The sequence below is a fragment of the Pseudomonas cavernicola genome (assembly GCF_003596405.1).
Lineage (GTDB): Bacteria > Pseudomonadota > Gammaproteobacteria > Pseudomonadales > Pseudomonadaceae > Aquipseudomonas > Aquipseudomonas cavernicola.
The window spans coordinates 355,063-376,126 of the sequence record NZ_QYUR01000006.1 but is presented as its reverse complement, the minus strand read 5'-3'; the positions used below and the strand labels follow the sequence as shown (position 1 = coordinate 376,126).

Sequence of the window (21,064 nt, the reverse complement as noted above, 5' to 3'; positions counted from 1 at the left end):
GCAACCATGTCCGATAGCCTGCAACTGATACTCGAAGACACCGACGGCACACAGCTGGAAACCACCTGCACCCGCTTTGCCGTGATCTGGCAGGGCAAGGAGGTCTGGATTCAGCAAGATGGTCGCGGCCAACTGATCATCGGGGTGGATGTCGAGGAAGGCGACGCCGAGTACGCCAACCTGTTGCTGCGCCCGCTGGCGACCAACTTGGTCAGCCTGGAGCTGGAGATGGAGCCGGCGGAAGTCGATGACGAGCACGTGCATGGTCCAGATTGCGGCCATGATCACTAACTCGCTTGGATCGTGAACAGCCTCTAAGAAGTAAGTATTGGGAATCACCACATGTTAGCCCTCGGTAAGTTGCTTGAACTGACCCTGGCTGGCCACGAGCCCGCCGCAAAGATTCAGCTGACCGCCGAGGGCGCGCGTTTGCGCTGGCTGGCCGAAGGTGCGTTGGAAGTGACGCCGCCCGGCTCGGATGACAGTGGCTTGGATTTGTTGCTGTCGGCCGGTGTTCACGGTAACGAAACCGCGCCGATCGAACTGCTCGACCGCCTGCTGCAAGGCATTGCCCGCGGCACCTTGAAGCCACGTGCGCGCATTTTGTTCTTGCTCGGCAACCCCGAGGCCATGCGGCGTGGCGAGCGCTATATCGAGCAGGATATCAATCGTCTGTTCAATGGCCGGCATGAACTATCCAGTGGCTTCGAGGCTCTGCGGGCGGGCGAGTTGGAGCGCCTGAGCGCGGCGTTCTTCAGTAAGCCACAACGCAGTCGCCTGCATTACGACCTGCACACCGCCATCCGTGGCTCGAAAATCGAGCAGTTCGCCCTTTATCCCTGGCGTGAGGGCTGCATCCATTCGCGTCTGGAGTTGGCTCGCCTGCAGGCTGCCGGGATTGCTGCGGTGCTGTTGCAGAGCAAGGGCTCGATTACCTTCAGTTCCTACACCTATGCCCAGCTGAATGCCGAAGCCTTCACGTTGGAGCTGGGTAAGGCTCGACCGTTCGGGCAGAACCAGCAGGTCAACCTCGATCGTTTGGAAGCGCGCTTGCAATGCCTGATCGAAGGCCGCGAACCGCAGGTGGAGGCGGGTGCTTTGGAGGGTTTGCAGCTGTTTTCGGTGGCCCGCGAGGTCATCAAACACAGCGATGCGTTTACCTTGCATCTGCCGGCGGATATCGAGAACTTCAGTGAGTTGCCAGTGGGCTATTTGCTGGCCGAGGACATCGCCGGCACTCGCTGGACCGTGGAGGAAGAGGGCGCACGCATCATCTTCCCCAATCCGAAAGTGAAGAATGGCCTGCGCGCCGCCATTCTGGTGGTTCCGGCTAGCGCCGATAGCGTGGCGTAGGCTGGGTTAGCGGCGTAAGCAAATCCGCAACAACCCACGCGATTGCAAACGCCGCGTAACCCAGCATTGCGATGGCATTGGCGCTGGCGTATCGCTGGGTTACGGCGCGTCAGAGATTGCCGCACTGCTACGAGCCGGGGCGCGCCTAACCCAGCCTACCCTTGTTTGTCCTCTTGGGGCGCTTTAGCATCGGGCTTTTCGCCCATTCAGGAGCCTGGCCCATGTCTGTTATCGATCTGCGCAGCGACACCGTCACCCAGCCCACCGCTGGTATGCGTGAGGCAATGCTGCGCGCGGAGGTCGGTGACGATGTTTATGGCGAGGATCCGACGGTCAACCACCTGGAGCAGCACTTAGCCAACCGCCTGGGCTTCGCTGAGGGTCTGTTCGTGCCCAGTGGCACCATGAGTAACCTGCTCGGGCTGATGGCGCACTGCGAACGCGGTGACGAATACATCGTCGGGCAGGAAGCGCATACCTATAAATATGAGGGTGGCGGCGCGGCGGTGCTCGGTTCGATCCAGCCGCAGCCGTTGGCAGTCGAGGCCGATGGCACGCTCGATCTGGCCCGGGTGGCGGCGGCGATCAAACCGGACGACTTCCATTTCGCCCGCACCCGCTTGTTAGCGCTGGAAAACACCATGCAGAGCAAGGTGCTGCCGTTGACGTACCTGGCCGCCGCACGGCAGCTCACGCATGAGTATGGCTTGGCGTTGCACCTGGACGGTGCCCGTCTGTACAACGCGGCAGTCAAGCTGGGGGTGGATGCGCGGGAGATCACTCAGCACTTCGATTCGGTCTCGGTCTGCCTTTCCAAGGGGCTCGGGGCGCCAATCGGTTCGGTGCTCTGCGGTAGCGCGGAGCTGATCGGCAAGGCTCGGCGGTTGCGCAAAATGGTCGGTGGCGGCATGCGCCAAGCCGGGATTCTAGCGGCGGCGGGGCTGTACGCGTTGCAGCATCAAGTCGAGCGCCTGGCTGAAGATCACGCCAACGCCGCATTGCTGGCTGAAGGGTTGCGTGAGTTGGGCTATACAGTCGAGCCGGTGCAGACCAACATGGTCTATATGCCGATGGGCCAGCAGGCGCGTGCGCTGCAGGCTTTCGTGGCTGAGCGCGGGATAAAAGTGAGCGCGGCAGCTCGTCTGCGCTTGGTCACACACCTGGATGTGTCGGCCGCAGACATCCAGCGGGTGATCGAGAGCTTTGCCGCTTTTCGCCACGTCTGAGTCGTGCAAGTGGTCATATAGGTGATTTCTCACCGATAAAGGCACTACCCGTAAGCCGCAGGGCCGATATAATGCGGCCCTTTGCCGGCGATTCGCACGGCAGTTGCAAAACTACGGCGCTCGACGATGTTGCGCTGAAAGCAGGCAAAAAATGCTCGTTTACACCACGTAAACGGCCTTTTTCGCCGGCTTTCCCGCCCCGCATGGCTGTGGAAAGTGCGCTAAGCCCGTCTGGAACGGGCTGGGTCCTTACCTAGTTCTTCGCTCGTGACGTTTTGCAATTACCTTTGTGGCCGCATTTCCCGTGGAAGAACCTATGAAAAGCGCAGAAATCCGTGAAGCCTTCCTCCGCTTCTTCGAAGAGCAGGGTCACACTCGTGTCGCCTCCAGCTCTCTGATCCCGGGCAACGACCCGACCCTGCTGTTCACCAACGCGGGGATGAACCAGTTCAAGGACTGCTTCCTGGGCCAGGAAAAGCGCGCTTATACCCGCGCCGTCAGCAGCCAGAAGTGCGTCCGCGCCGGCGGTAAGCATAACGACCTGGAAAACGTCGGTTACACCGCACGCCATCACACCTTCTTCGAAATGCTGGGTAACTTCAGCTTCGGTGACTACTTCAAGCGCGATGCGATCAACTACGCCTGGCAGTTCCTGACCTCGGACAAGTGGCTGAACCTGCCGAAGGACAAGCTTTGGGTCACCGTCTACGCCAGCGATGACGAGGCGTACGACATCTGGACCAAGGAAGTCGGCGTACCGGCCGAGCGCATGGTGCGGATCGGCGACAACAAAGGCGCGCCTTACGCCTCCGACAACTTCTGGACCATGGGCGATACCGGCCCGTGTGGCCCATGCACCGAGATTTTTTACGATCACGGCGCCGACATCTGGGGCGGCCCACCCGGCTCGCCGGAAGAAGACGGCGATCGTTATATCGAGATCTGGAACAACGTCTTCATGCAGTTCAACCGCACCGCCGACGGCGTGCTGCACCCGCTCCCGGCGCCGTCGGTCGATACCGGCATGGGCCTGGAGCGGATCAGTGCCGTGCTGCAGCATGTGCACTCGAACTACGAGATCGACCTGTTCCAAAGCCTGCTGGCCGCTTGCGCCAAGGCCATCGGCTGCAGCAACGACGACCAGCCGTCGTTGAAGGTAGTGGCTGACCACATTCGCTCCTGCGGCTTCCTGATCGCCGACGGCGTGACGCCGTCCAACGAAGGCCGCGGTTATGTGCTGCGCCGCATCATTCGTCGCGCCTGCCGCCACGGCAACAAGCTGGGCGCCAAGGGCAGCTTCTTCTACCAGATCGTCGCCGCGCTGGTGTCCGAGATGGGCGAGGCTTTCCCTGAGCTGAAACAGCAGCAGGCGCATATCGAGCGTGTGCTGAAAACCGAGGAAGAGCAGTTCGCCAAGACCCTGGAGCAGGGGCTGAAGATCCTCGAGCTGGATCTGGTCGGCCTGAAGGGCAAGATGATCCCCGGCGAGACCCTGTTCAAGCTCTACGACACCTACGGCTTCCCGGTCGATCTGACCGCCGATATCGCCCGCGAGCGCGGCCTGAGCATCGACGAAGCCGGCTTCGAGCGTGAAATGGAAGGTCAGCGCGTGCGTGCCCGCTCGGCCAGCTCGTTCGGCATGGATTACAACAGCCTGGTCAAAGTGGACAGCGATACCCAGTTTCTCGGCTATGCCGGCACCTCGGGCGGTGGTCGGATCATTGCGCTGTTTCAGGACGGTCAGGCCGTCGAGCGGATCAATGAAGGCGAGGAGGGCGTGGTCGTCCTCGATCAGACGCCGTTCTACGCCGAGTCTGGCGGCCAGGTCGGCGACTGCGGTTATCTGGAAGGTAGCGGCGTGCGTTTCGACGTGCGCGACACCACCAAGGCCGGCGGCGCCTTCCTGCACCATGGCATCGTCGCCCAGGGCAGTCTGAGCCTCGGCGCCGAGGTCGCGGCCGAGGTTGACGCCAACGTGCGTCAGGCCACCGCGTTGAACCACTCCGCCACCCACCTGCTGCATGCCGCGCTGCGCCAGGTGCTTGGCGAGCACGTTCAGCAGAAGGGTTCGTTGGTCGACAGCCAGCGCCTGCGCTTCGACTTCAGCCACTTCGAGGCGATCAAGCCCGAGCAGTTGAAAGCACTGGAAGACATCGTCAACGCCGAGGTTCGCAAGAACTCCAAGGTCGAGACCGAAGAAACCGACATCGAAACCGCTAAAACCAAGGGCGCGATGGCCTTGTTCGGTGAGAAGTACGGCGACAATGTGCGTGTGCTGACCATGGGCGGCGGTTTCTCCGTCGAGCTGTGCGGTGGTACCCACGTCTCCCGTACCGGCGATATCGCCCTGTTCAAGATCACCAGCGAAGGTGGTGTGGCGGCGGGCGTGCGGCGCATCGAAGCGGTCACTGGCGCAGCTGCACTGGCCTACCTGAATGGTGCCGAAGAGCAACTGAAAGAAGCCGCGGTGCTGGTCAAGGGCAGTCGAGACAACCTGATGGACAAGTTGATCGGCCTGGTCGAGCGCAATCGTCAGCTGGAAAAAGAGCTGGAGCAGCTGAAGGCCAAGGCCGCCAGTGCTGCGGGTGATGACCTGTCCGGTTCGGCGGTCGAGGTCAACGGGGTGAAAGTCCTGGCTGCGCGTTTGGATGGTCTAGACGGTAAGGCGCTGCTGGCGCTGGTCGATCAACTGAAGAACAAACTTGGTCGGGCGGTGATCCTGCTCGGCGGTGTGTTGGATGACAAGGTCGTGCTGGTCGCCGGCGTCACTCAGGACCTGACCGCCCAATTGAAGGCCGGTGAGCTGATGAAACAGGCAGCAGCAGCGGTCGGCGGTAAAGGCGGTGGTCGTCCGGATATGGCGCAGGGTGGCGGTGTCGATGCCGCGGCGCTGGATGCTGCACTGGCGCTGACCGTGCCTTTCGTCGAGCAAGGTCTTTAACGCTTGGCTCAAGTTGCCCGCCCGCCGCCCGGCGGGCCTTGGCGATGGGTTGAGTTGAATGTTTAATGGGCGCCCTTCACGGGCTGAGGCGGCTTTGAAATGGCTTTGATCGTACAGAAGTTTGGGGGCACCTCCGTCGGCACTGTCGAGCGTATCGAGCAGGTGGCCGAGAAGGTCAAAAAATTCCGCGAAGCGGGCGATGACTTGGTGATTGTGTTATCCGCCATGAGTGGCGAGACCAACCGCCTGATCGACCTGGCCAAGCAGATCAGCGACCAACCGGTACCGCGTGAGCTGGACGTGATGGTTTCTACCGGTGAGCAGGTAACCATTGCCCTGCTGGCCATGGCGCTGATCAAGCGTGGCGTGCCGGCGGTGTCGTATACCGGCAACCAGGTACGCATTCTGACGGACAGCGCGCACAACAAGGCGCGTATCCTACAAATCGATGACCAGAAAATTCGTGCTGACCTCAAGGCCGGCCGTGTGGTGGTAGTCGCGGGTTTCCAGGGCGTGGATGAGCACGGCAATATCACTACGCTCGGGCGTGGTGGTTCTGACACCACGGGCGTGGCCCTGGCTGCCGCACTGAAGGCCGATGAGTGCCAGATCTATACCGACGTCGACGGCGTCTACACTACGGATCCGCGCGTGGTGCCGCAGGCCCAGCGCCTGGACAAGATCACCTTCGAGGAAATGCTGGAAATGGCCAGCCTCGGCTCCAAGGTGCTGCAAATCCGCTCGGTGGAGTTCGCCGGCAAGTACAACGTCCCGCTGCGCGTGCTGCACAGCTTCCAAGAGGGGCCGGGCACCCTCATTACTATTGATGAAGAGGAATCCATGGAACAGCCGATCATCTCCGGTATCGCCTTCAACCGCGACGAAGCCAAGCTGACCATCCGTGGCGTGCCGGATATTCCTGGCGTGGCCTTCAAGATCCTCGGCCCGATCAGTGCCGCAAATATCGAAGTGGACATGATCGTGCAGAATGTCGCGCACGATAACACCACCGACTTCACCTTCACTGTTCACCGCAATGACTACCAGAACGCCCAGCAGGTACTCGAGCAGACCGCTCGTGAGATCAATGCGCGGGAAGTCAGCGGCGATCTGAAGATTGCCAAGGTCTCCATCGTCGGCGTCGGTATGCGCTCCCATGCGGGCGTGGCCAGTCGTATGTTCGAAGCCTTGGCCAAGGAGAGTATTAATATCCAGATGATCTCGACCTCGGAAATCAAAGTGTCGGTGGTGATCGAAGAGAAATACCTGGAGCTGGCCGTGCGTGCGTTGCACACAGCTTTCGAATTGGACGCTCCGGCCCGACAGGGCGAGTGAGGCGTTGCCCGAAAGGCGCGGTTGATCCCGCGCCTTTCGTCATTTTGGCGGATGTGGTGGAGCTTTCTTTCTGCCTACACTAGTCAATACTTGGGTGGAGGTCTCCGCTGCTTGAGAGTCATGGGGGCTGCCACCATTTTAATTTTGCAGACTGTTTGTTGTCCTGAACTGTAATCCGTGAGGAGAAAGGGAATGCTGATTCTGACTCGCCGGGTCGGAGAGACCCTGATGGTGGGTGACGATGTCACCGTCACCGTGTTGGGTGTGAAAGGTAATCAGGTGCGCATTGGCGTTAACGCGCCCAAGGAAGTTGCTGTGCACCGTGAGGAAATCTACCAGCGCATCCAGAAAGAGAAAGACCAAGAACCAAGCCACTAATTTTTATCAATTTTTGGCTTTGCAAACGGGGCAAAGATGGATATCATGCGCCCCGTGTTGCGGAGAGGTGGCCGAGTGGCCGAAGGCGCTCCCCTGCTAAGGGAGTACATCTCAAAAGGGTGTCGGGGGTTCGAATCCCCCCTTCTCCGCCATTATTTCTAACGAAGTTGATGTGTTGAGTTTTACGGTAAGTCGTTGGAATTACTGGAAAAATTAGTTGACCATCAGATTCGAAGCTTTATAATTCGCGTCACCAAAGCACTCATAGCTCAGCTGGATAGAGTACTCGGCTACGAACCGAGCGGTCGGAGGTTCGAATCCTCCTGAGTGCACCATATTCAAAGAGTGGTTTACAGCAATGTAAGCCATTTTGTTTTAACCAGAGCCGCGCTTCGGCAGTCTCTGGATGTTGTAAAAATGCACTCATAGCTCAGCTGGATAGAGTACTCGGCTACGAACCGAGCGGTCGGAGGTTCGAATCCTCCTGAGTGCACCATATCGAAAGGGCCTGCAGTGATGCAGGCCCTTTTTATTTGTCTAGCGTTTGCCGCGGACGCAGCCATTCTCGTCGAAGCTGACCTGGCGACTGCGGCCTTCATTGTCGCGGTATTGATAGCGCATCTGGCCATTCTGGCTGCTGATCTTGTCCGGTTTGCCCAGGGTGCTCTCTACATCCGCGCGAGTCATGCCGGCGCGCACTTCCTTCTGAATCATCGCTGCTCGGCGGGCGCTGCCCGTGACACGGTTGCCACAGCCGTCCTGTTGCTCGCCGACCACCACCAGTTCGCTGGCCTTTGCTTTTTTACTGGTTTTGCTTGAGCGCGCGCCTTTGGCGGTTTTCGCTAAAGGCACGGGTTTGTCGTTGCCTGGTGTTGGATTGTCGGCGTTTTGCAGTTGCTGCGCCTGCTCCGTTGGGCAGCCTTGCAGGGTGAAGGTGACATGGCCGTTGGCGTCTTCGCAGCGGAACACGGTCGAGGCCAGCAGTAGCGGGGAAGGGCAAAGCAAAAAAGCGCAGGATACTGCGCGTAGCAGCCTATGCATGGGGACGTCCTCCTTGACGGTCGCCGAGCAAGCTTAACGCGTGCTTTTTCTCTCGTCAGTAGTGCCCTGTTGAAAGTGCTCTACGTCGCAGTTAGAGAATTCAGGCAAGGCCGAGATTTGTGATGCAAGCGCTTGTTCTTGCCTAGATTTTGTAACGTGCAAAGCCATTGAGCAGTGTTATCATTTCTCCTGTCAGCCCCGCCGGGGCTTATGGAATACCACCATGGACTTACCCAGTAGTAACTCAGAACCTCGATTGTCCAATCATGAACTGACGGATTGATCCCTTTTGGCGTGCCCTGCCGCTGGGGGTGGAGTGCGCTATGACTGAAGTAGAAGCAAAAAAACCGCAAGAAAGCCTGCAGGACCGCCTGGCTCAGGTAGTTGAACTGCTGCATCGCCACAAACTGGTCGAAGACCTGACGCATCGTCAGGAAGGCCAGCACCGGGATCTCGTAGAAAACCTGGTTCACCGGCAGAATCTCGCTGAGCTGCAGCGCAAGCTCGATGACGTGCACTCTGCCGACGTCGCCCATATCCTCGAAGCCTTGCCGCTAGCTGACCGCCTGACCGTCTGGCAGTTGGTCAAGGCTGAGCGCGATGGCGACATCCTCCTCGAAGTTTCGGATTCGGTGCGAGAAACGCTGATCGCCGACATGGACGATCACGAGATCCTGGCGGCTGCCAGGGAGATGGACGCCGATGAGTTGGCTGACCTGGCGCCTGAGCTGCCACGCGACGTAGTCCACGAACTGATGGAAACGCTCGACGCGCAACAGCGCGAGCGTGTGCGTTCGGCTTTGTCCTACGAAGAGGATCAGGTCGGCGCCCTGATGGACTTCGAGATGGTCACCATCCGCGAGGATGTCAGCCTGGAAGTGGTACTGCGTTACCTGCGTCGTTTGAAAGAGTTGCCGGGGCATACCGATAAGCTGTTCGTGGTTGATTACGACGGTGTGTTGAAAGGCGTGTTGCCAGTCAAGCGCCTGCTGGTCAATGACCCGGAGAAGCAGGTAGCCGAAGTAATGGCCGACGATCCGGTGAGTTTCCATCCGGATGAGGACGCCTACGACGCCGCCCAGGCTTTCGAGCGTTATGACTTGATTTCCGCCCCGGTGGTGGACAAGAACGGCAAGCTGATCGGTCGTCTGACCATCGACGAAATGGTCGACTTGATCCGTGAGGAAAGTGAAGCCGAAGTGCTGAACATGGCAGGTCTGCGCGAAGAAGAAGACATCTTCGCCTCGGTGTGGAAATCGCTGCGTAACCGTTGGGCCTGGCTGGCGATCAACCTGATCACCGCCTTTATCGCTTCGCGCGTGATTGGCCTGTTCGAGGGCTCGATCGAGAAGCTGGTGGCATTGGCCGCGCTGATGCCCATCGTTGCGGGTATCGGCGGTAACTCCGGGAACCAGACGATCACCATGATCGTGCGGGCGATGGCGCTGGATCAGGTGAGTACCGGTAATACCTCGCGTTTGATGCGCAAAGAACTGGCGGTGTCGTTGTTCAATGGCGTGGTCTGGGGTGGGGTGATCGGGGTTGTCGCTTACATGCTTTATGGCAGCTGGTCGCTGGGTTTGGTCATGACTGGGGCAATGACGCTCAATCTGCTTCTGGCGGCGTTGATGGGTGTATTGATCCCTATGACCCTGGTGCGCATGGGGCGCGATCCGGCTTTGGGGTCCAGTGTAATGATTACCGCGGTGACCGATAGCGGTGGTTTCTTCATTTTCCTTGGGCTGGCGACACTATTCTTGCTCTAAGTCGTCGCCTATAAAAAAACCGCCTCCTGGGGCGGTTTTTTTATAGGCGACGGTTGGCGGAGAAGCAAAAAGCCAGCATTACGCTGGCTTTTTGCTTCGAGGAGCTTTTAAGCCCCTTCGGCGCTTAGTTCTGCATCATGGGCGATCAGGGCAACCAGCGCATTTTGCTGGCGTCGCGACAGTTGCCGGAAACGTTGCAGCAGCTCGCGCTCATGCAATGACAGTTCGGGTCTGTCCAAGCGCATGCTTAGGTCATCATCAAGCGAGCCTTCCTGAAGCATGCTCTGCTCAAGGCGCGCAATGATCTCGGAATTCATGCTGCGATGGTGGTTGCGTGCGACATCGGCGATGCGCTCACGCATGCCATCGGGCAAGCGGACGACGAACTTGTCAGCCGTACGGCTGGAGTAAATAGCCTGTTTCATAGGGCGCATACTTTTAAACCGGTTAGTTCAGGGGAACGATGCTGGCAATGAGCCGCATGATTGTCACCGGTTTGACCATCATTAGCACTAGCCGTTCAACCAGGATCGCAATTTGCGTCTCGCGACCTTGCGGCCACTGCAGCGGTTAATTGACGCCAATTATGTGTCGTATTTTGGTCGGGGTACAGGCTTTTTGCCAGCACCGGTTGTCAGAAATGCGTATTGCTGGGCAAAACGACCGTTCCAGGGCGGCTGCAGCATTAAAATTTAAACTGATTGTCACCTAAGCGTCACGCCCGATTAACGGAGCTGACACAGGCTTTGTCTATCTTGGTCTACACCAGATGGCGGCCAGTAGTCGTCCAGCAACCGTTAATGAGAGGGCAAGCCCATGAACGCAGTGATCCGTGTTGAGCGCTTGAACAAGACGTTCGGCCGTAAGCAGGCGCTGTACGACTTGGCGTTGTCTGTACAACCGGGCGAGATGGTCGCGCTGATCGGTGCCTCTGGCTCCGGCAAATCTACGTTGTTGCGGCACCTGGCGGGCCTGGCCTGCTGTGATCGCAGCGCTGGCGGCAGCATTCAGGTGCTGGGCCGCGAAGTACAGGCGCAAGGTCGCTTGAATGGTGAAGTGCGGCGGTTGCGCGCTGACATCGGCTACATCTTCCAGCAGTTCAATCTGGTCGCTCGCTTGAGCGTTCTGGACAACGTGCTGCTCGGCGGCCTCGGCCGCATGCCACGCTGGCGCGGCACCTTAGGGATGTTCAGTGCTGAAGAAAAGCAGCGTGCCATGGAGGCCCTGGAGCGCGTCGGTCTGGCTGACCTGGCGGCGCAGCGTGCTTCCACGCTGTCCGGCGGACAGCAGCAACGCGTGGCCATCGCCCGGGCGCTGACGCAACGAGCCGAAGTGATTCTGGCCGATGAGCCGATTGCCTCGCTCGACCCTGAGTCCGCGCGCAAGGTCATGGAAATCCTCGCCGACATCAATCGCCGCGATGGCAAGACCGTGGTGGTCACCCTGCATCAAGTGGATTACGCCGTGCGCTATTGCCGTCGGGCCGTGGCGCTGAAAGGCGGGCGTATCCATTTCGATGGCCCCACCGAGGGCCTCAGCCCGAACTTCCTCAATGACCTGTACGGCGCCGACCTCGACGCCAGCCTGCTGTTTTCCGACAAGGCCCACCGCCCGCATCTCGTGCAGGAACTGCCGCTGGCCTTGGCCAAAGCCTGATTCATCGCGCCTCCCAATTCACCGCGTCTGCCACCAACCCCCACCCGTAACAGGAGAGTTTTCCATGTTCAAACGCATCGGCCGTGTTTTCGCCGCCTCCGCGCTGTTAACCGGCTCCCTCTTGGGCGCTGCTCAGGCCGCTGATCAGCAGGCAATCAATTTCGGCATCATCTCCACCGAGTCATCGCAAAACCTGAAGACCCTTTGGGATCCCTTCCTCGCCGACATGTCCAAGCAGACCGGGCTGAAGATCAATGCCTTCTTCGCGCCGGACTACGCCGGGATCATCCAGGGCATGCGTTTCGACAAAGTCGACATCGCCTGGTACGGCAACAAGGCCGCCATGGAGGCGGTGGATCGCGCCAATGGCGAGATCTTCGCCCAGACCGTCGCGGCCAATGGCACCCAGGGCTACTACAGCTTGATGGTTGCGCGCAAAGACAGCCCGATCAATTCGATCGAGGACATGCTCAAGAACGCGAAAACCCTGACTTTCGCCAACGGTGACCCCAACTCCACCTCGGGCTACCTGGTGCCCGGCTATTACGTGTTCGCCAAGCACAATGTCGACGCCAACAAGATCTTCAAGCGCGCGCTGAACGGCAGTCATGAAGTGAACGCCTTGTCGGTAGCCAACAAACAAGTCGATGTCGGCACCTTTAACAGTGAAGGCATGGAGCGTCTGCAAGTGACCGCTCCGGACAAGGCTGCCCAGTTGAAAGTGATCTGGACTTCGCCGCTGATCCCAGCCGACCCAATTGTTTGGCGCAAGAATCTGGCTGACGCTGACAAGACCAAGCTGCGCGAGTTCTTCATGAGCTATGGCGCCAACCCGCAAGAGCTGAAAGTGCTGGAAGGCCTGCAATGGGGCAAGTTCCGCGCCTCCAACGACGACCAGTTGCTGCCGATCCGCCAGCTTGAGCTGTTCAAGAAACGTACTGAGGTGGCGAACAACGACAAGTTGTCCGCCGCGGACAAACAGGCACAACTTCAGGCCCTGGATGTCGAGTTGGTAAAGCTTGAGAAACGCCTTGCCGAGCTGGAGAAGAGCAGCGCTGTTAACGCTGGTTGATCTGATCGAGCGCGGCGCCTGGCGCCGCGCTTACCTTGCCGTTCTTGAGAGTTGTTTATGACCACCCTGACTTCCTCGACCTCCGTTGTAGCGACTGGCAAGCGTTCCTGGCTGAACGTGCTTGGCTGGGGGTTGCTCCTGGCTATGCTGGCTTGGTCTTGGCACGGCGCCGAGATGAATCCGCTGGCACTGATCCGTGACTCGGGAAATATGGCGACCTTCGCCGCCGACTTTTTCCCGCCAGACTTCAGCAATTGGGAGCTGTACCTGAAGGAGATGGTCACCACCGTACACATCGCCATTTGGGGCACGGTGCTGGCGATTATCTGTGCGATTCCGCTGGGCATTCTCTGTTCTGAAAATATCGTGCCCTGGTGGGTCTACCAGCCGGTGCGTCGGGTGATGGATGCCTGCCGTTCGATCAATGAAATGGTCTTCGCCATGCTGTTCGTGGTGGCGGTCGGTCTGGGCCCGTTTGCCGGTGTATTGGCGCTGTTCATCAGCACCACCGGGGTGCTCGCCAAGCTGTTTGCCGAGGCGGTCGAAGCTTCCGATCCCGGCCCGGTCGAGGGGGTGCGCGCCACCGGTGCCAGCGCCCTGCAGGAAGTGATCTTCGGGGTGATCCCGCAGGTTCTGCCGCTGTGGATTTCCTACTCGTTGTACCGCTTCGAATCCAACGTCCGCTCGGCCACGGTGGTCGGCATGGTCGGCGCCGGTGGTATCGGCGTGATCCTCTGGGAGGCGATTCGCGGCTTCCAGTTCGGCCAAACCTGCGCCGTGCTGCTGGTGATCATTGTGGTGGTGAGCTTGATCGACATCCTCTCGCAGCGCCTGCGCAAGCTGTTTATCTGAAGTAGAGGAGGTCGCGCTACGCACCTTCGCTCACGCTTTTTAGCCTTTCCTGCGCTCTGGCCGACGGCCCGGTGGAGCTGTGCTTGTCCACTCGCCGCGCCAAGTGCTTTCAGTATCAGATGGCCCCATGAAGGAGACAGACATGAATGCCAGCTCCGCTAGCTCCGTTTCGGCAATCACAGCGCGGCAGCGCTGGATGGGTGTACTCGCCCGTGCCGGCGGCGATCTGCACAGCTTCGAGCCGGTCTTGAAGGACGCCGACTACCGCCTGATCCGCGCTCCGGAAGTCGGCATGACCCTGGTACGCGGGCGCATGGGCGGCACCGGCAGCGCCTTCAACCTCGGTGAAATGAGCGTGACCCGTTGTGTAGTGCGCCTGGCCGACGGCCGTACCGGCTACAGCTATGTGGCCGGCCGCGACAAGCGCCACGCCGAGCTGGCCGCCCTGGCGGATGCGCACCTGCAAGGCAGCCAGCAACAACACTGGCTGCAACAATTGATTGAGCCCCTGGCCCAGGCGCAGGCCGCTCGTCGTACTGCGCAGGCTGCCGAAATCGCGACGACCAAGGTGGAGTTCTTCACCTTACTGCGAGGAGAAGACTGATGCTTCCGGTGCCCACCTCTGAATGGCTACAACCGGCGTTCAATGACCCGCTGCTCGACGCCCAACGCAGCTTCCGCGCGGCGCTCAAGGCCCTGGCGGAACCCGGCACGCTGCAGCAGTTGGACCGCGCCTTGCCGCTGGACCTGCTGCAACCGGCGACCTATGCCCTGTGTCTGTCCTTTCTCGATGCCGACACGCCGTTGTGGCTGGCGCCGGCGTTCGACAGCCCGGCGATCCGCGCCAATCTGGCTTTTCACTGTGGTTGTCCGATCGTTGCCGCGCGTGAGGACGCCTTGTTCGCGCTGTTGGATGAGCGCGAATTGCACGATCTGTCCGCGTTCGACAACGGCAGCGACCGTTACCCGGATCAGTCCTGCACCTTGCTGATCCAGCTAAGTGCGCTGGACGGTGGCCGGGCGCTGAGCTGGCAAGGGCCGGGGATTCATGATTCGCGCAGTGTGGCCTTGCCGCTGGCGTTCGACTTCTGGCGTGAACGTGCTGCCCGCAATGCCTTTCCGCGTGGCCTCGATGCATTTTTCGCCGCCGAGCACAGGTCATTGGCTGCCGCGCAGACCGCCGTGTCGCCGATTAAAAACCGAGGAGCTGCCTGATGTACGTTGCCGCAAAGGTGGCGTAGCGCCACTCACCAATGCCACCAGCTACTGCCAACAAACGTCCGGCGCGACCCCATTCCCGAGTTGAAGCGTCGCGCCCAATTCCCAACAAAGCCGCCTGTCCGTCCGCCCGGTGATGACCGAGGGCTCGTGTCACGACGAAGAATTGCCGCCTCGACTCAAGCAAGCTGCCGGCGACTCTGACGGAAGCAGATCTTCCTGCGCGGCTATCGCACCACTTCTGCCGCGCTTTGCCGCCAGCCTCGTTGGAAACCACGGCATGCAGCTGAGCCGGCGATTTCACGCGACATCACAGGATTTACCTGGCGGCTCAAGCTGCTTGGCCCGACCTTCGACTACACCCGATAGCTACTGCTGACTTTGCCCTGCTGCCGAGGCACTGAAACCGGTCCGACCGCAGGTGTCGAAGGCGTGCAACCTGGACGCCGGCCACGGGGCCGACGCTCGACCGACGAAGGGCTGATCGCCTGGAAGCGCCATCACCGCGCAAAGCCCTGCGATGCCGAACACCGCGACGCCCGCCTGACTCCCCGAGCAAACCTGCCCAGCGCCTGCAAGCCTTAGCGCGCGCGACGAGGCTTCCTGGCTGGCGCTGAGTTACCTGACCCAGCGCCCGCCTGTACCGGGCCAGCCACCCGTTCGCTGGGGAAATCCGCATCAGGCACCGTTAGATGGGTTGTGGATCGAGCCGCAAGAGCTGGTTTTTGTGCCGTGCCGCTCGGGGACATCGGAGCTGACCGAAGTGCGAGCATAGGTCAACATTCGTCGGTAGCAAACCGCGCAGCGCAAACGCAATTTCACCCGTGGCGACGTTCTGGCTTCGTACGCGCAGCGCAGAGGCCATGGGCATGCGCCCTGGATCAATCGTGCGCTGGGGCCGGGCGAGGTACGCGCGAAGGAGGTGGATCGCCGGCGCAACAGGCCAAGATTCGTGCTGCATGCACTGCACAACTCCCGAGGCGCAGCGCTTCGTCTCTGCACCTGAAATTGCCGCATTACCGACTTCCAGTCGAAGCTGAGCTGATCCGCAAGTTGCGTCGCAGCAGGCCGAAAGCCGCAAGCTGGAGACGCACGGCAGATAACCCGGCCCGTCGCTCAGGAGAACCGCGCCATGAATCGCCGTCGCCCCCCCCAGCCGTGCCCATCCGAAGCTCACAGCGCGAGCCAGGTTACAACTTCCGCTTATCTGATGGCAGACCAAACGCATATCCGCGTGGCTTGTCTCAACGCCTGGCCATCCCCGGTCTATCAGTGCCCTTCCGCGGCCGCGAAAATGGCCGCTGCCCTATGTTGGGCGCACCGCGCATGCAGTACCCGCGATCCTCGGCGCGAGGATTGCTCCAAATCATGACAGGGCGCCCGACACCACCACCCACGCGTCCATCCAGCCCGCTTCTTCGCCCGTCCGCCGCATCCAGACCTGCCAGCGCACGGCGGAGCGACCGGTGATCCCAGACCCCGTCACCGCATCCCGAACACGCCGCTAAACGCCGAGCAGCATTCTTCTACAGTGCCGATCCCAGAGCCGCTGCCTTTATCGAACCCCGGAAAAACGAGACACGGACCAATGCACGCGCCTATAAACGACTACGGTGTATGCATTTGAAGCTCTAACGAGGACAGCGGCACCTTCGCGCCACATCTCGCCACCACTACGCCTTACGTGACGTTGCGGCCACCCGTGATCTGGACCCGTCGCACCGATCCCAAATTCACAACCCGAAACTCGATAGTGAGCCCCGGCGCTGAGCTCTTCGGCCCGCCGGTCCGAGAAGCGTTCTGTACCGCAGTGCCAACCGTACACCCGGGGGCAGCCCCTGAGCTTCGAGATCACCCGTTCAGACCAGCAGGGCAGGAGAACTGCCGATTTGCGGCAGCCACGAATTCCTTACCTCGACGAGCTATCGTCGACGACGCCGGCGCAAGCCAGTCGTCTGCGCCGATTACCGACTACTGCGCGCAACGTTGTGGCTCATCCCTGAAAATGCAGAGGCCGGCCGATGAGTGCTCCCTGGAAAGCCAAAGTCCACGCGGCAAACGCCGCCAGCGGAACGCGTCGAACCGCTGTTGTCAGTGCGTGACCTGACCCGCTTGTATGGCCCGGAGAAGGGCTGCCAGGCGGTCTCATTCGATCTCTATCCCGGCGAGGTATTGGGCATCGTCGGCGAGTCCGGCTCGGGCAAGTCGACCTTGCTGTCGCTGCTCTCCGGGCGCTGCCCGCCGGATCGCGGGGTAGTCAACTATCGCGGCAAGGGTGACGTCTGGCTCGACCTCTACCAATCCAGCGAAGCCGAGCGCCGTACCTTGTTGCGTACCGAGTGGGGCTTTGTCGAGCAGAACCCGCGCGATGGCCTGCGCATGAGTGTGTCGGCCGGCGCCAATATCGGTGAGCGGCTGATGGCCCAGGGCCTGCGTCATTACGGCGAGCTGCGGGCGGCCGGTCTCGACTGGCTGAAACAGGTGGAGATCGACCCGCTGCGCATCGATGACCTGCCACGGACCTTCTCCGGCGGCATGCAGCAGCGCCTGCAGATCGCCCGCAACCTGGTCTCCAGCCCACGCCTGGTGTTTATGGACGAGCCGACCGGCGGGCTGGATGTCTCGGTGCAGGCGCGTTTGCTCGACCTGCTGCGCGGCCTGGTTCGCGAGCTGGATCTGGCAGTGGTGATCGTTACCCACGATCTGGCCGTGGCGCGGTTGCTGGCGGATCGCCTGATGGTCATGCGCCGCTCCCATGTGGTGGAAGCGGGGCTGACCGACCAGATTCTCGACGACCCGCAGCATCCGTATTCGCAGCTGCTGGTGTCCTCGGTGTTGCAGCCATGAAAACCCCAGTCGGTCCGACCGAGCGCGAACAGTCCCCTCTCCCGTTTACGGGAGAGGGTTGGGGAGAGGGGAGATACGCACGCAGACTTTGCAACGAGGTGGTCGTTGATGAATAACATGATCGAGGTCCGCGGCCTCTCAAAAACCTTCACCCTGCACCAGCAGCACGGCGTGGTGTTGAACGTGTTGCGCGAGCTGAATTTTCACGTACGGGCCGGTGAGTGTCTGGTGCTGCATGGTCGCTCCGGCGCCGGTAAGTCGACCTTACTGCGTACCTTGTACGGCAACTATCTGCCCGCCGGCGGCAGCATCCGGATTCGGCATAACGAGGACATGCTCGAGATGGTCGGTGCCGAGCCACGGCAGACCCTGGAAGTGCGTCGGCAAACCCTCGGCTACGTCAGCCAGTTCCTGCGGGTGATTCCGCGCGTCGCTTGTCTCGATGTGGTGATGGAGCCGGCGTTGGCGCGCGGCTGGGCCAAAGCCGAGGCCGAGGCACGGGCCAAACGCCTGTTGAGCCGGTTGAACATTCCCGAGCGGCTCTGGCAACTGGCGCCCGGCACCTTCTCCGGTGGCGAGCAGCAGCGGGTGAATATCGCCCGCGGCTTTATGGTCACTTGGCCGCTGATGCTGCTGGATGAACCGACTGCCTCGCTGGATGAGGCCAATCGCCAGGTGGTGCTGGAGCTGATCGGCGAAGCCAAGGCTGCTGGCGCCGCGCTAATCGGAATTTTCCACGACCGCGCGGCCCGCGAAGCGGTCGCCGACCGTTACCTCGACATGACGCCCGCCGAAGGATTGCTGGATAAGGAGCTCGCACATGTTGGCTGAACGCATTCTGACCAACGCTCTGGTGGTCACTGCCGATCAGGTATTTCATGGCACCGTGGTGCTTCGCGACGGCCTGATCGCCGCAGTGGAGGAAGGGCGCAGCGACTTGCCGCAGGCCGAAGACCTGGCGGGCGCCTATCTACTGCCCGGGCTGGTCGAGCTGCACACCGACAACCTGGAAAAACACATGACCCCGCGCCCGGGGGTGGACTGGCCATCCGCTTCGGCAGTCCTGACGCATGATGCGCAGATCATCGCGGCGGGTATCACTACGGTGTTCGATGCACTGTCGATCGGCGATGTGAACCCCAAGGGCAAACGCATGCAGCAGTTGCCGGCGATGCTCGAGGCGATCGCCAAGGCCGAGGCCGCCGGGCATACCCGTGCCGAGCACCGCCTGCACCTGCGTTGTGAGGTTAGCCATCCGCTGACGCTGGAGGTGTTTCGCGAGCTGGTGGAGCACCCGCTGGTGCAGTTGGTGTCGGTGATGGATCACGCACCTGGCCAGCGCCAGTTCGCCCAAGAGGCAAAGTATCGCGAGTACTACCAGGGCAAATACCATCTCAGCGATGCGGAGATGGATGCTTTTATCCGCGAACAGCTGGCCAACTCCAGCGAGTACAGCGAGCAGTACCGCGCGGCCATCGTCGATATCTGCGGTGCGCGTGGCCTTTCAGTCGCCAGCCATGACGACGCGACCTTGGCGCATGTGCAGGAGTCGGCGGGTTTCGGCATGGCCGTGGCGGAGTTCCCGACCACGCTGGAAGCGGCCAAGGCCAGCCATGAGCTGGGTTTGAAGGTGCTGATGGGTGCGCCGAATATCGTCCGTGGTGGTTCCCACTCGGGCAATATCGCCGCCGCCGAACTGGCTCAGCAAGGTGTGCTGGATATCCTCTCCAGCGACTACTATCCGTCCAGCCTGTTGTCGGCGGCGTTACTGCTGGCCGGGCAGGACAACGGGTATGATTTACCTAAGGCTATTGGCACTGTCAGCCGCGCGCCGGCCCAGGCTGCCGGCCTGGTGGATCGTGGCGAAATTCGCCCGGGTTTGCGGGCGGATTTGCTGCAGGCCAAGGTGCAGGCAGGGCAGGTGGTGATCCAGCAGGTCTGGCGCCAAGGTAAGAGGGTGTTCTGAACATGGGCAAGCTGATTTATTTGATCGGCCCTTCGGGGTCAGGCAAGGACAGCCTGCTACAAGCCGCCCGCGCGACGCTGGATGCGCGCGGCTGTCGGATCGTCCAGCGGGTGATCACTCGTTCGGCCGAGGCGGTGGGTGAGGACGCCGAGGCGGTCACGCCGGAGCAGTTCGACCGGAGGGAGGCCGAAGGTGCGTTTGCCATGAGTTGGCGCGCCAATGGCCTGGCGTATGGCATCCCCAAGCAGATCGACGACTGGCTGGCGGCCGGGCATGACGTGCTGGTCAACGGCTCGCGGGCTTATCTGCCGCAAGCGCGCCAGCGCTATCCGGATATGCTCGCCATCTTGCTGACTGTGGACAGCCAGGTATTGCGTCAGCGCTTGCTGGCGCGGGGGCGCGAGACTGTCGAAGAGATCGAGGCGAGGCTGGCCCGTAACGCGCAATTCCAAGCCAGTGCGAACCCCGAAGGCGAGGGCGGCAGCGCCCGGCTGCATATCCTCGACAATTCCGACCACTTCGAACAGACAGTGGAAAACCTGCTCAACCTGATCGGCGCGAGTCGCGCATGCGCCTGACCCTGCTCGGCACCGGTGATGCTCGCCAAGTGCCGGTCTACGGTTGCAGCTGCGTGGCTTGCGACAGGGCCCGGGTTTATCCGCAACGCCGCCGTGGACCTTGCTGTGCGCTGGTCGAGTGTGGAGGGCAGCGTTGGTTGATCGACAGTGGTTTGAGCGATCTGACCGAGCGCTTTGCGCCGCACTCGCTGAGCGGCATCCTGCAAACCCACTACCATGCCGACCACGCCCAGGGCCTGCTGCAATTGCGCTGGGGTCAAGGGTTGGTGATTCCGGTGCATGGCCCGGCCGACCCGGAAGGCTTGGCCGATCTCTACAAGCATCCGGGGATTCTCGATTTTTCCCAGCCGTTCGCCGCCTTCGAGCGTCGCCAGTTGGGCGAACTGATTGTCACGGCCCTGCCACTGACCCATTCCAAGCCAACCTTTGGCTATCTATTAGAAGAGGCGGGGCTGGAAGGCCAGGGCAGACGTATTGCTTACCTGACGGACACGGTCGGCGTGCCGGAAGAGACCGCCACCTTTCTCGCCGGTAAACCGCTGGATGTGCTGGCGCTGGATTGCTCCAACGCGCCGCAACCGCAGGCGCCGCGCAACCATAACGATCTGACCCGCGCCCTGCAGGTGATCGAGCAGTTGCAACCGGGCGAGGCGCTGCTAACCCATATCGGCCACAGTTTCGACGCCTGGCTGCTGGATCATCCCGATAGCTTGCCGGCGGGCGTCAGCCTGGCCTTCGATGGCTTGAGCATCTGAGTTAGCTGTTGCAGGCGTGTATTGAAAAAGCGCAAAACCGTAGGCTGGGTTTCGCTAAAAAACGACTCTACCCAGCCTAC

Annotated in this window: 19 protein-coding genes and 3 tRNA genes; 20 read left to right on the top strand and 2 right to left on the bottom strand. The window is 60.9% G+C overall.

The window, feature by feature from the left end:
* The first annotated feature begins 6 nt into the window (after positions 1-6).
* The 9 genes from D3879_RS17860 (at position 7) to D3879_RS17820 (ending at position 7,729) form a co-directional block, all read left to right on the top strand.
* The gene (locus tag D3879_RS17860; protein ID WP_119955607.1) at positions 7-291 is read left to right on the top strand and encodes a topoisomerase II; all 285 of its coding nucleotides are present in this window, start codon (positions 7-9) and stop codon (positions 289-291) included.
* A 51-nt stretch (positions 292-342) separates the two neighbouring features.
* Entirely contained in the window at positions 343-1,353 is a 1,011-nt protein-coding gene (astE, locus tag D3879_RS17855; RefSeq protein ID WP_119955606.1) for a succinylglutamate desuccinylase, read from the top strand.
* A 221-nt stretch (positions 1,354-1,574) separates the two neighbouring features.
* A complete protein-coding gene (ltaE, locus tag D3879_RS17850) occupies positions 1,575-2,579 on the top strand; it encodes a low-specificity L-threonine aldolase (protein ID WP_119955605.1) in 1,005 nt (334 codons plus the stop codon).
* 316 nt (positions 2,580-2,895) lie between these two features.
* A complete protein-coding gene (gene alaS / locus D3879_RS17845) occupies positions 2,896-5,520 on the top strand; it encodes an alanine--tRNA ligase (RefSeq protein WP_119955604.1) in 2,625 nt (874 codons plus the stop codon).
* Between the two features lie 99 nt (positions 5,521-5,619).
* Positions 5,620-6,855: an aspartate kinase gene (locus D3879_RS17840; protein WP_119955603.1), complete on the top strand. Its 1,236-nt coding sequence runs from the start codon at positions 5,620-5,622 to the stop codon at positions 6,853-6,855.
* 192 nt (positions 6,856-7,047) lie between these two features.
* Positions 7,048-7,233, top strand: coding sequence for a carbon storage regulator CsrA (gene csrA / locus D3879_RS17835; RefSeq protein ID WP_003283978.1), 186 nt, complete (start codon positions 7,048-7,050; stop codon positions 7,231-7,233).
* A gap of 61 nt (positions 7,234-7,294) precedes the next feature.
* Positions 7,295-7,385 (top strand) — tRNA-Ser (locus D3879_RS17830).
* A gap of 106 nt (positions 7,386-7,491) precedes the next feature.
* Positions 7,492-7,568 (top strand) — tRNA-Arg (locus D3879_RS17825).
* Between the two features lie 84 nt (positions 7,569-7,652).
* A tRNA-Arg gene (locus tag D3879_RS17820) sits at positions 7,653-7,729 on the top strand.
* Between the two features lie 41 nt (positions 7,730-7,770).
* On the opposite strand, the gene D3879_RS17815 is transcribed toward D3879_RS17820, so the two are convergent.
* On the bottom strand, positions 7,771-8,274 hold the full coding sequence (locus D3879_RS17815; RefSeq protein WP_119955602.1) for a DUF4124 domain-containing protein: 504 nt from the start codon (positions 8,272-8,274) through the stop codon (positions 7,771-7,773).
* 323 nt (positions 8,275-8,597) lie between these two features.
* Between D3879_RS17815 and mgtE the strand changes: the two genes are divergently transcribed.
* Positions 8,598-10,040 (top strand): magnesium transporter, encoded by a 1,443-nt coding sequence (gene mgtE, locus D3879_RS17810; RefSeq protein WP_119955601.1) that lies wholly within the window; start codon positions 8,598-8,600, stop codon positions 10,038-10,040.
* 107 nt (positions 10,041-10,147) lie between these two features.
* On the opposite strand, the gene D3879_RS17805 is transcribed toward mgtE, so the two are convergent.
* Positions 10,148-10,474 (bottom strand): Arc family DNA-binding protein, encoded by a 327-nt coding sequence (locus tag D3879_RS17805; protein WP_119955600.1) that lies wholly within the window; start codon positions 10,472-10,474, stop codon positions 10,148-10,150.
* A 382-nt stretch (positions 10,475-10,856) separates the two neighbouring features.
* Between D3879_RS17805 and phnC the strand changes: the two genes are divergently transcribed.
* The 10 genes from phnC to phnP all read left to right on the top strand — a co-directional run bounded on the left by phnC (position 10,857) and on the right by phnP (position 20,984).
* Positions 10,857-11,696 (top strand): phosphonate ABC transporter ATP-binding protein, encoded by an 840-nt coding sequence (gene phnC, locus D3879_RS17800; protein ID WP_119955599.1) that lies wholly within the window; start codon positions 10,857-10,859, stop codon positions 11,694-11,696.
* 64 nt (positions 11,697-11,760) lie between these two features.
* On the top strand, positions 11,761-12,768 hold the full coding sequence (phnD, locus tag D3879_RS17795; protein ID WP_119955598.1) for a phosphonate ABC transporter substrate-binding protein: 1,008 nt from the start codon (positions 11,761-11,763) through the stop codon (positions 12,766-12,768).
* A gap of 57 nt (positions 12,769-12,825) precedes the next feature.
* Entirely contained in the window at positions 12,826-13,620 is a 795-nt protein-coding gene (gene phnE / locus D3879_RS17790; protein WP_119955597.1) for a phosphonate ABC transporter, permease protein PhnE, read from the top strand.
* 142 nt (positions 13,621-13,762) lie between these two features.
* Positions 13,763-14,224, top strand: coding sequence for a phosphonate C-P lyase system protein PhnG (gene phnG, locus D3879_RS17785; protein ID WP_119955596.1), 462 nt, complete (start codon positions 13,763-13,765; stop codon positions 14,222-14,224).
* Complete coding sequence (phnH, locus tag D3879_RS17780; protein ID WP_119955595.1) at positions 14,224-14,835, top strand: phosphonate C-P lyase system protein PhnH; 612 nt, start codon at positions 14,224-14,226, stop codon at positions 14,833-14,835. The genes phnG and phnH overlap by 1 nt, the downstream gene beginning before the upstream one ends.
* A 2,028-nt stretch (positions 14,836-16,863) precedes the next feature.
* A complete protein-coding gene (gene phnK / locus D3879_RS17775; RefSeq protein WP_119955594.1) occupies positions 16,864-17,685 on the top strand; it encodes a phosphonate C-P lyase system protein PhnK in 822 nt (273 codons plus the stop codon).
* A 108-nt stretch (positions 17,686-17,793) separates the two neighbouring features.
* Complete coding sequence (gene phnL, locus D3879_RS17770) at positions 17,794-18,516, top strand: phosphonate C-P lyase system protein PhnL (RefSeq protein WP_119955593.1); 723 nt, start codon at positions 17,794-17,796, stop codon at positions 18,514-18,516.
* The gene (locus D3879_RS17765; RefSeq protein ID WP_119955592.1) at positions 18,506-19,651 is read left to right on the top strand and encodes an alpha-D-ribose 1-methylphosphonate 5-triphosphate diphosphatase; all 1,146 of its coding nucleotides are present in this window, start codon (positions 18,506-18,508) and stop codon (positions 19,649-19,651) included. Before phnL ends, D3879_RS17765 begins: the two co-directional genes overlap by 11 nt.
* Positions 19,652-19,653: 2 nt before the next feature.
* Positions 19,654-20,229 carry a phosphonate metabolism protein/1,5-bisphosphokinase (PRPP-forming) PhnN gene (gene phnN, locus D3879_RS17760; RefSeq protein ID WP_119955591.1) on the top strand — a complete coding sequence of 192 codons (576 nt, stop codon included), beginning with the start codon at positions 19,654-19,656 and terminating at the stop codon, positions 20,227-20,229.
* Positions 20,220-20,984, top strand: a complete 765-nt coding sequence (gene phnP, locus D3879_RS17755) for a phosphonate metabolism protein PhnP (protein ID WP_119955590.1) — start codon at positions 20,220-20,222, stop codon at positions 20,982-20,984. Before phnN ends, phnP begins: the two co-directional genes overlap by 10 nt.
* The last annotated feature ends 80 nt before the right edge of the window (positions 20,985-21,064 follow it).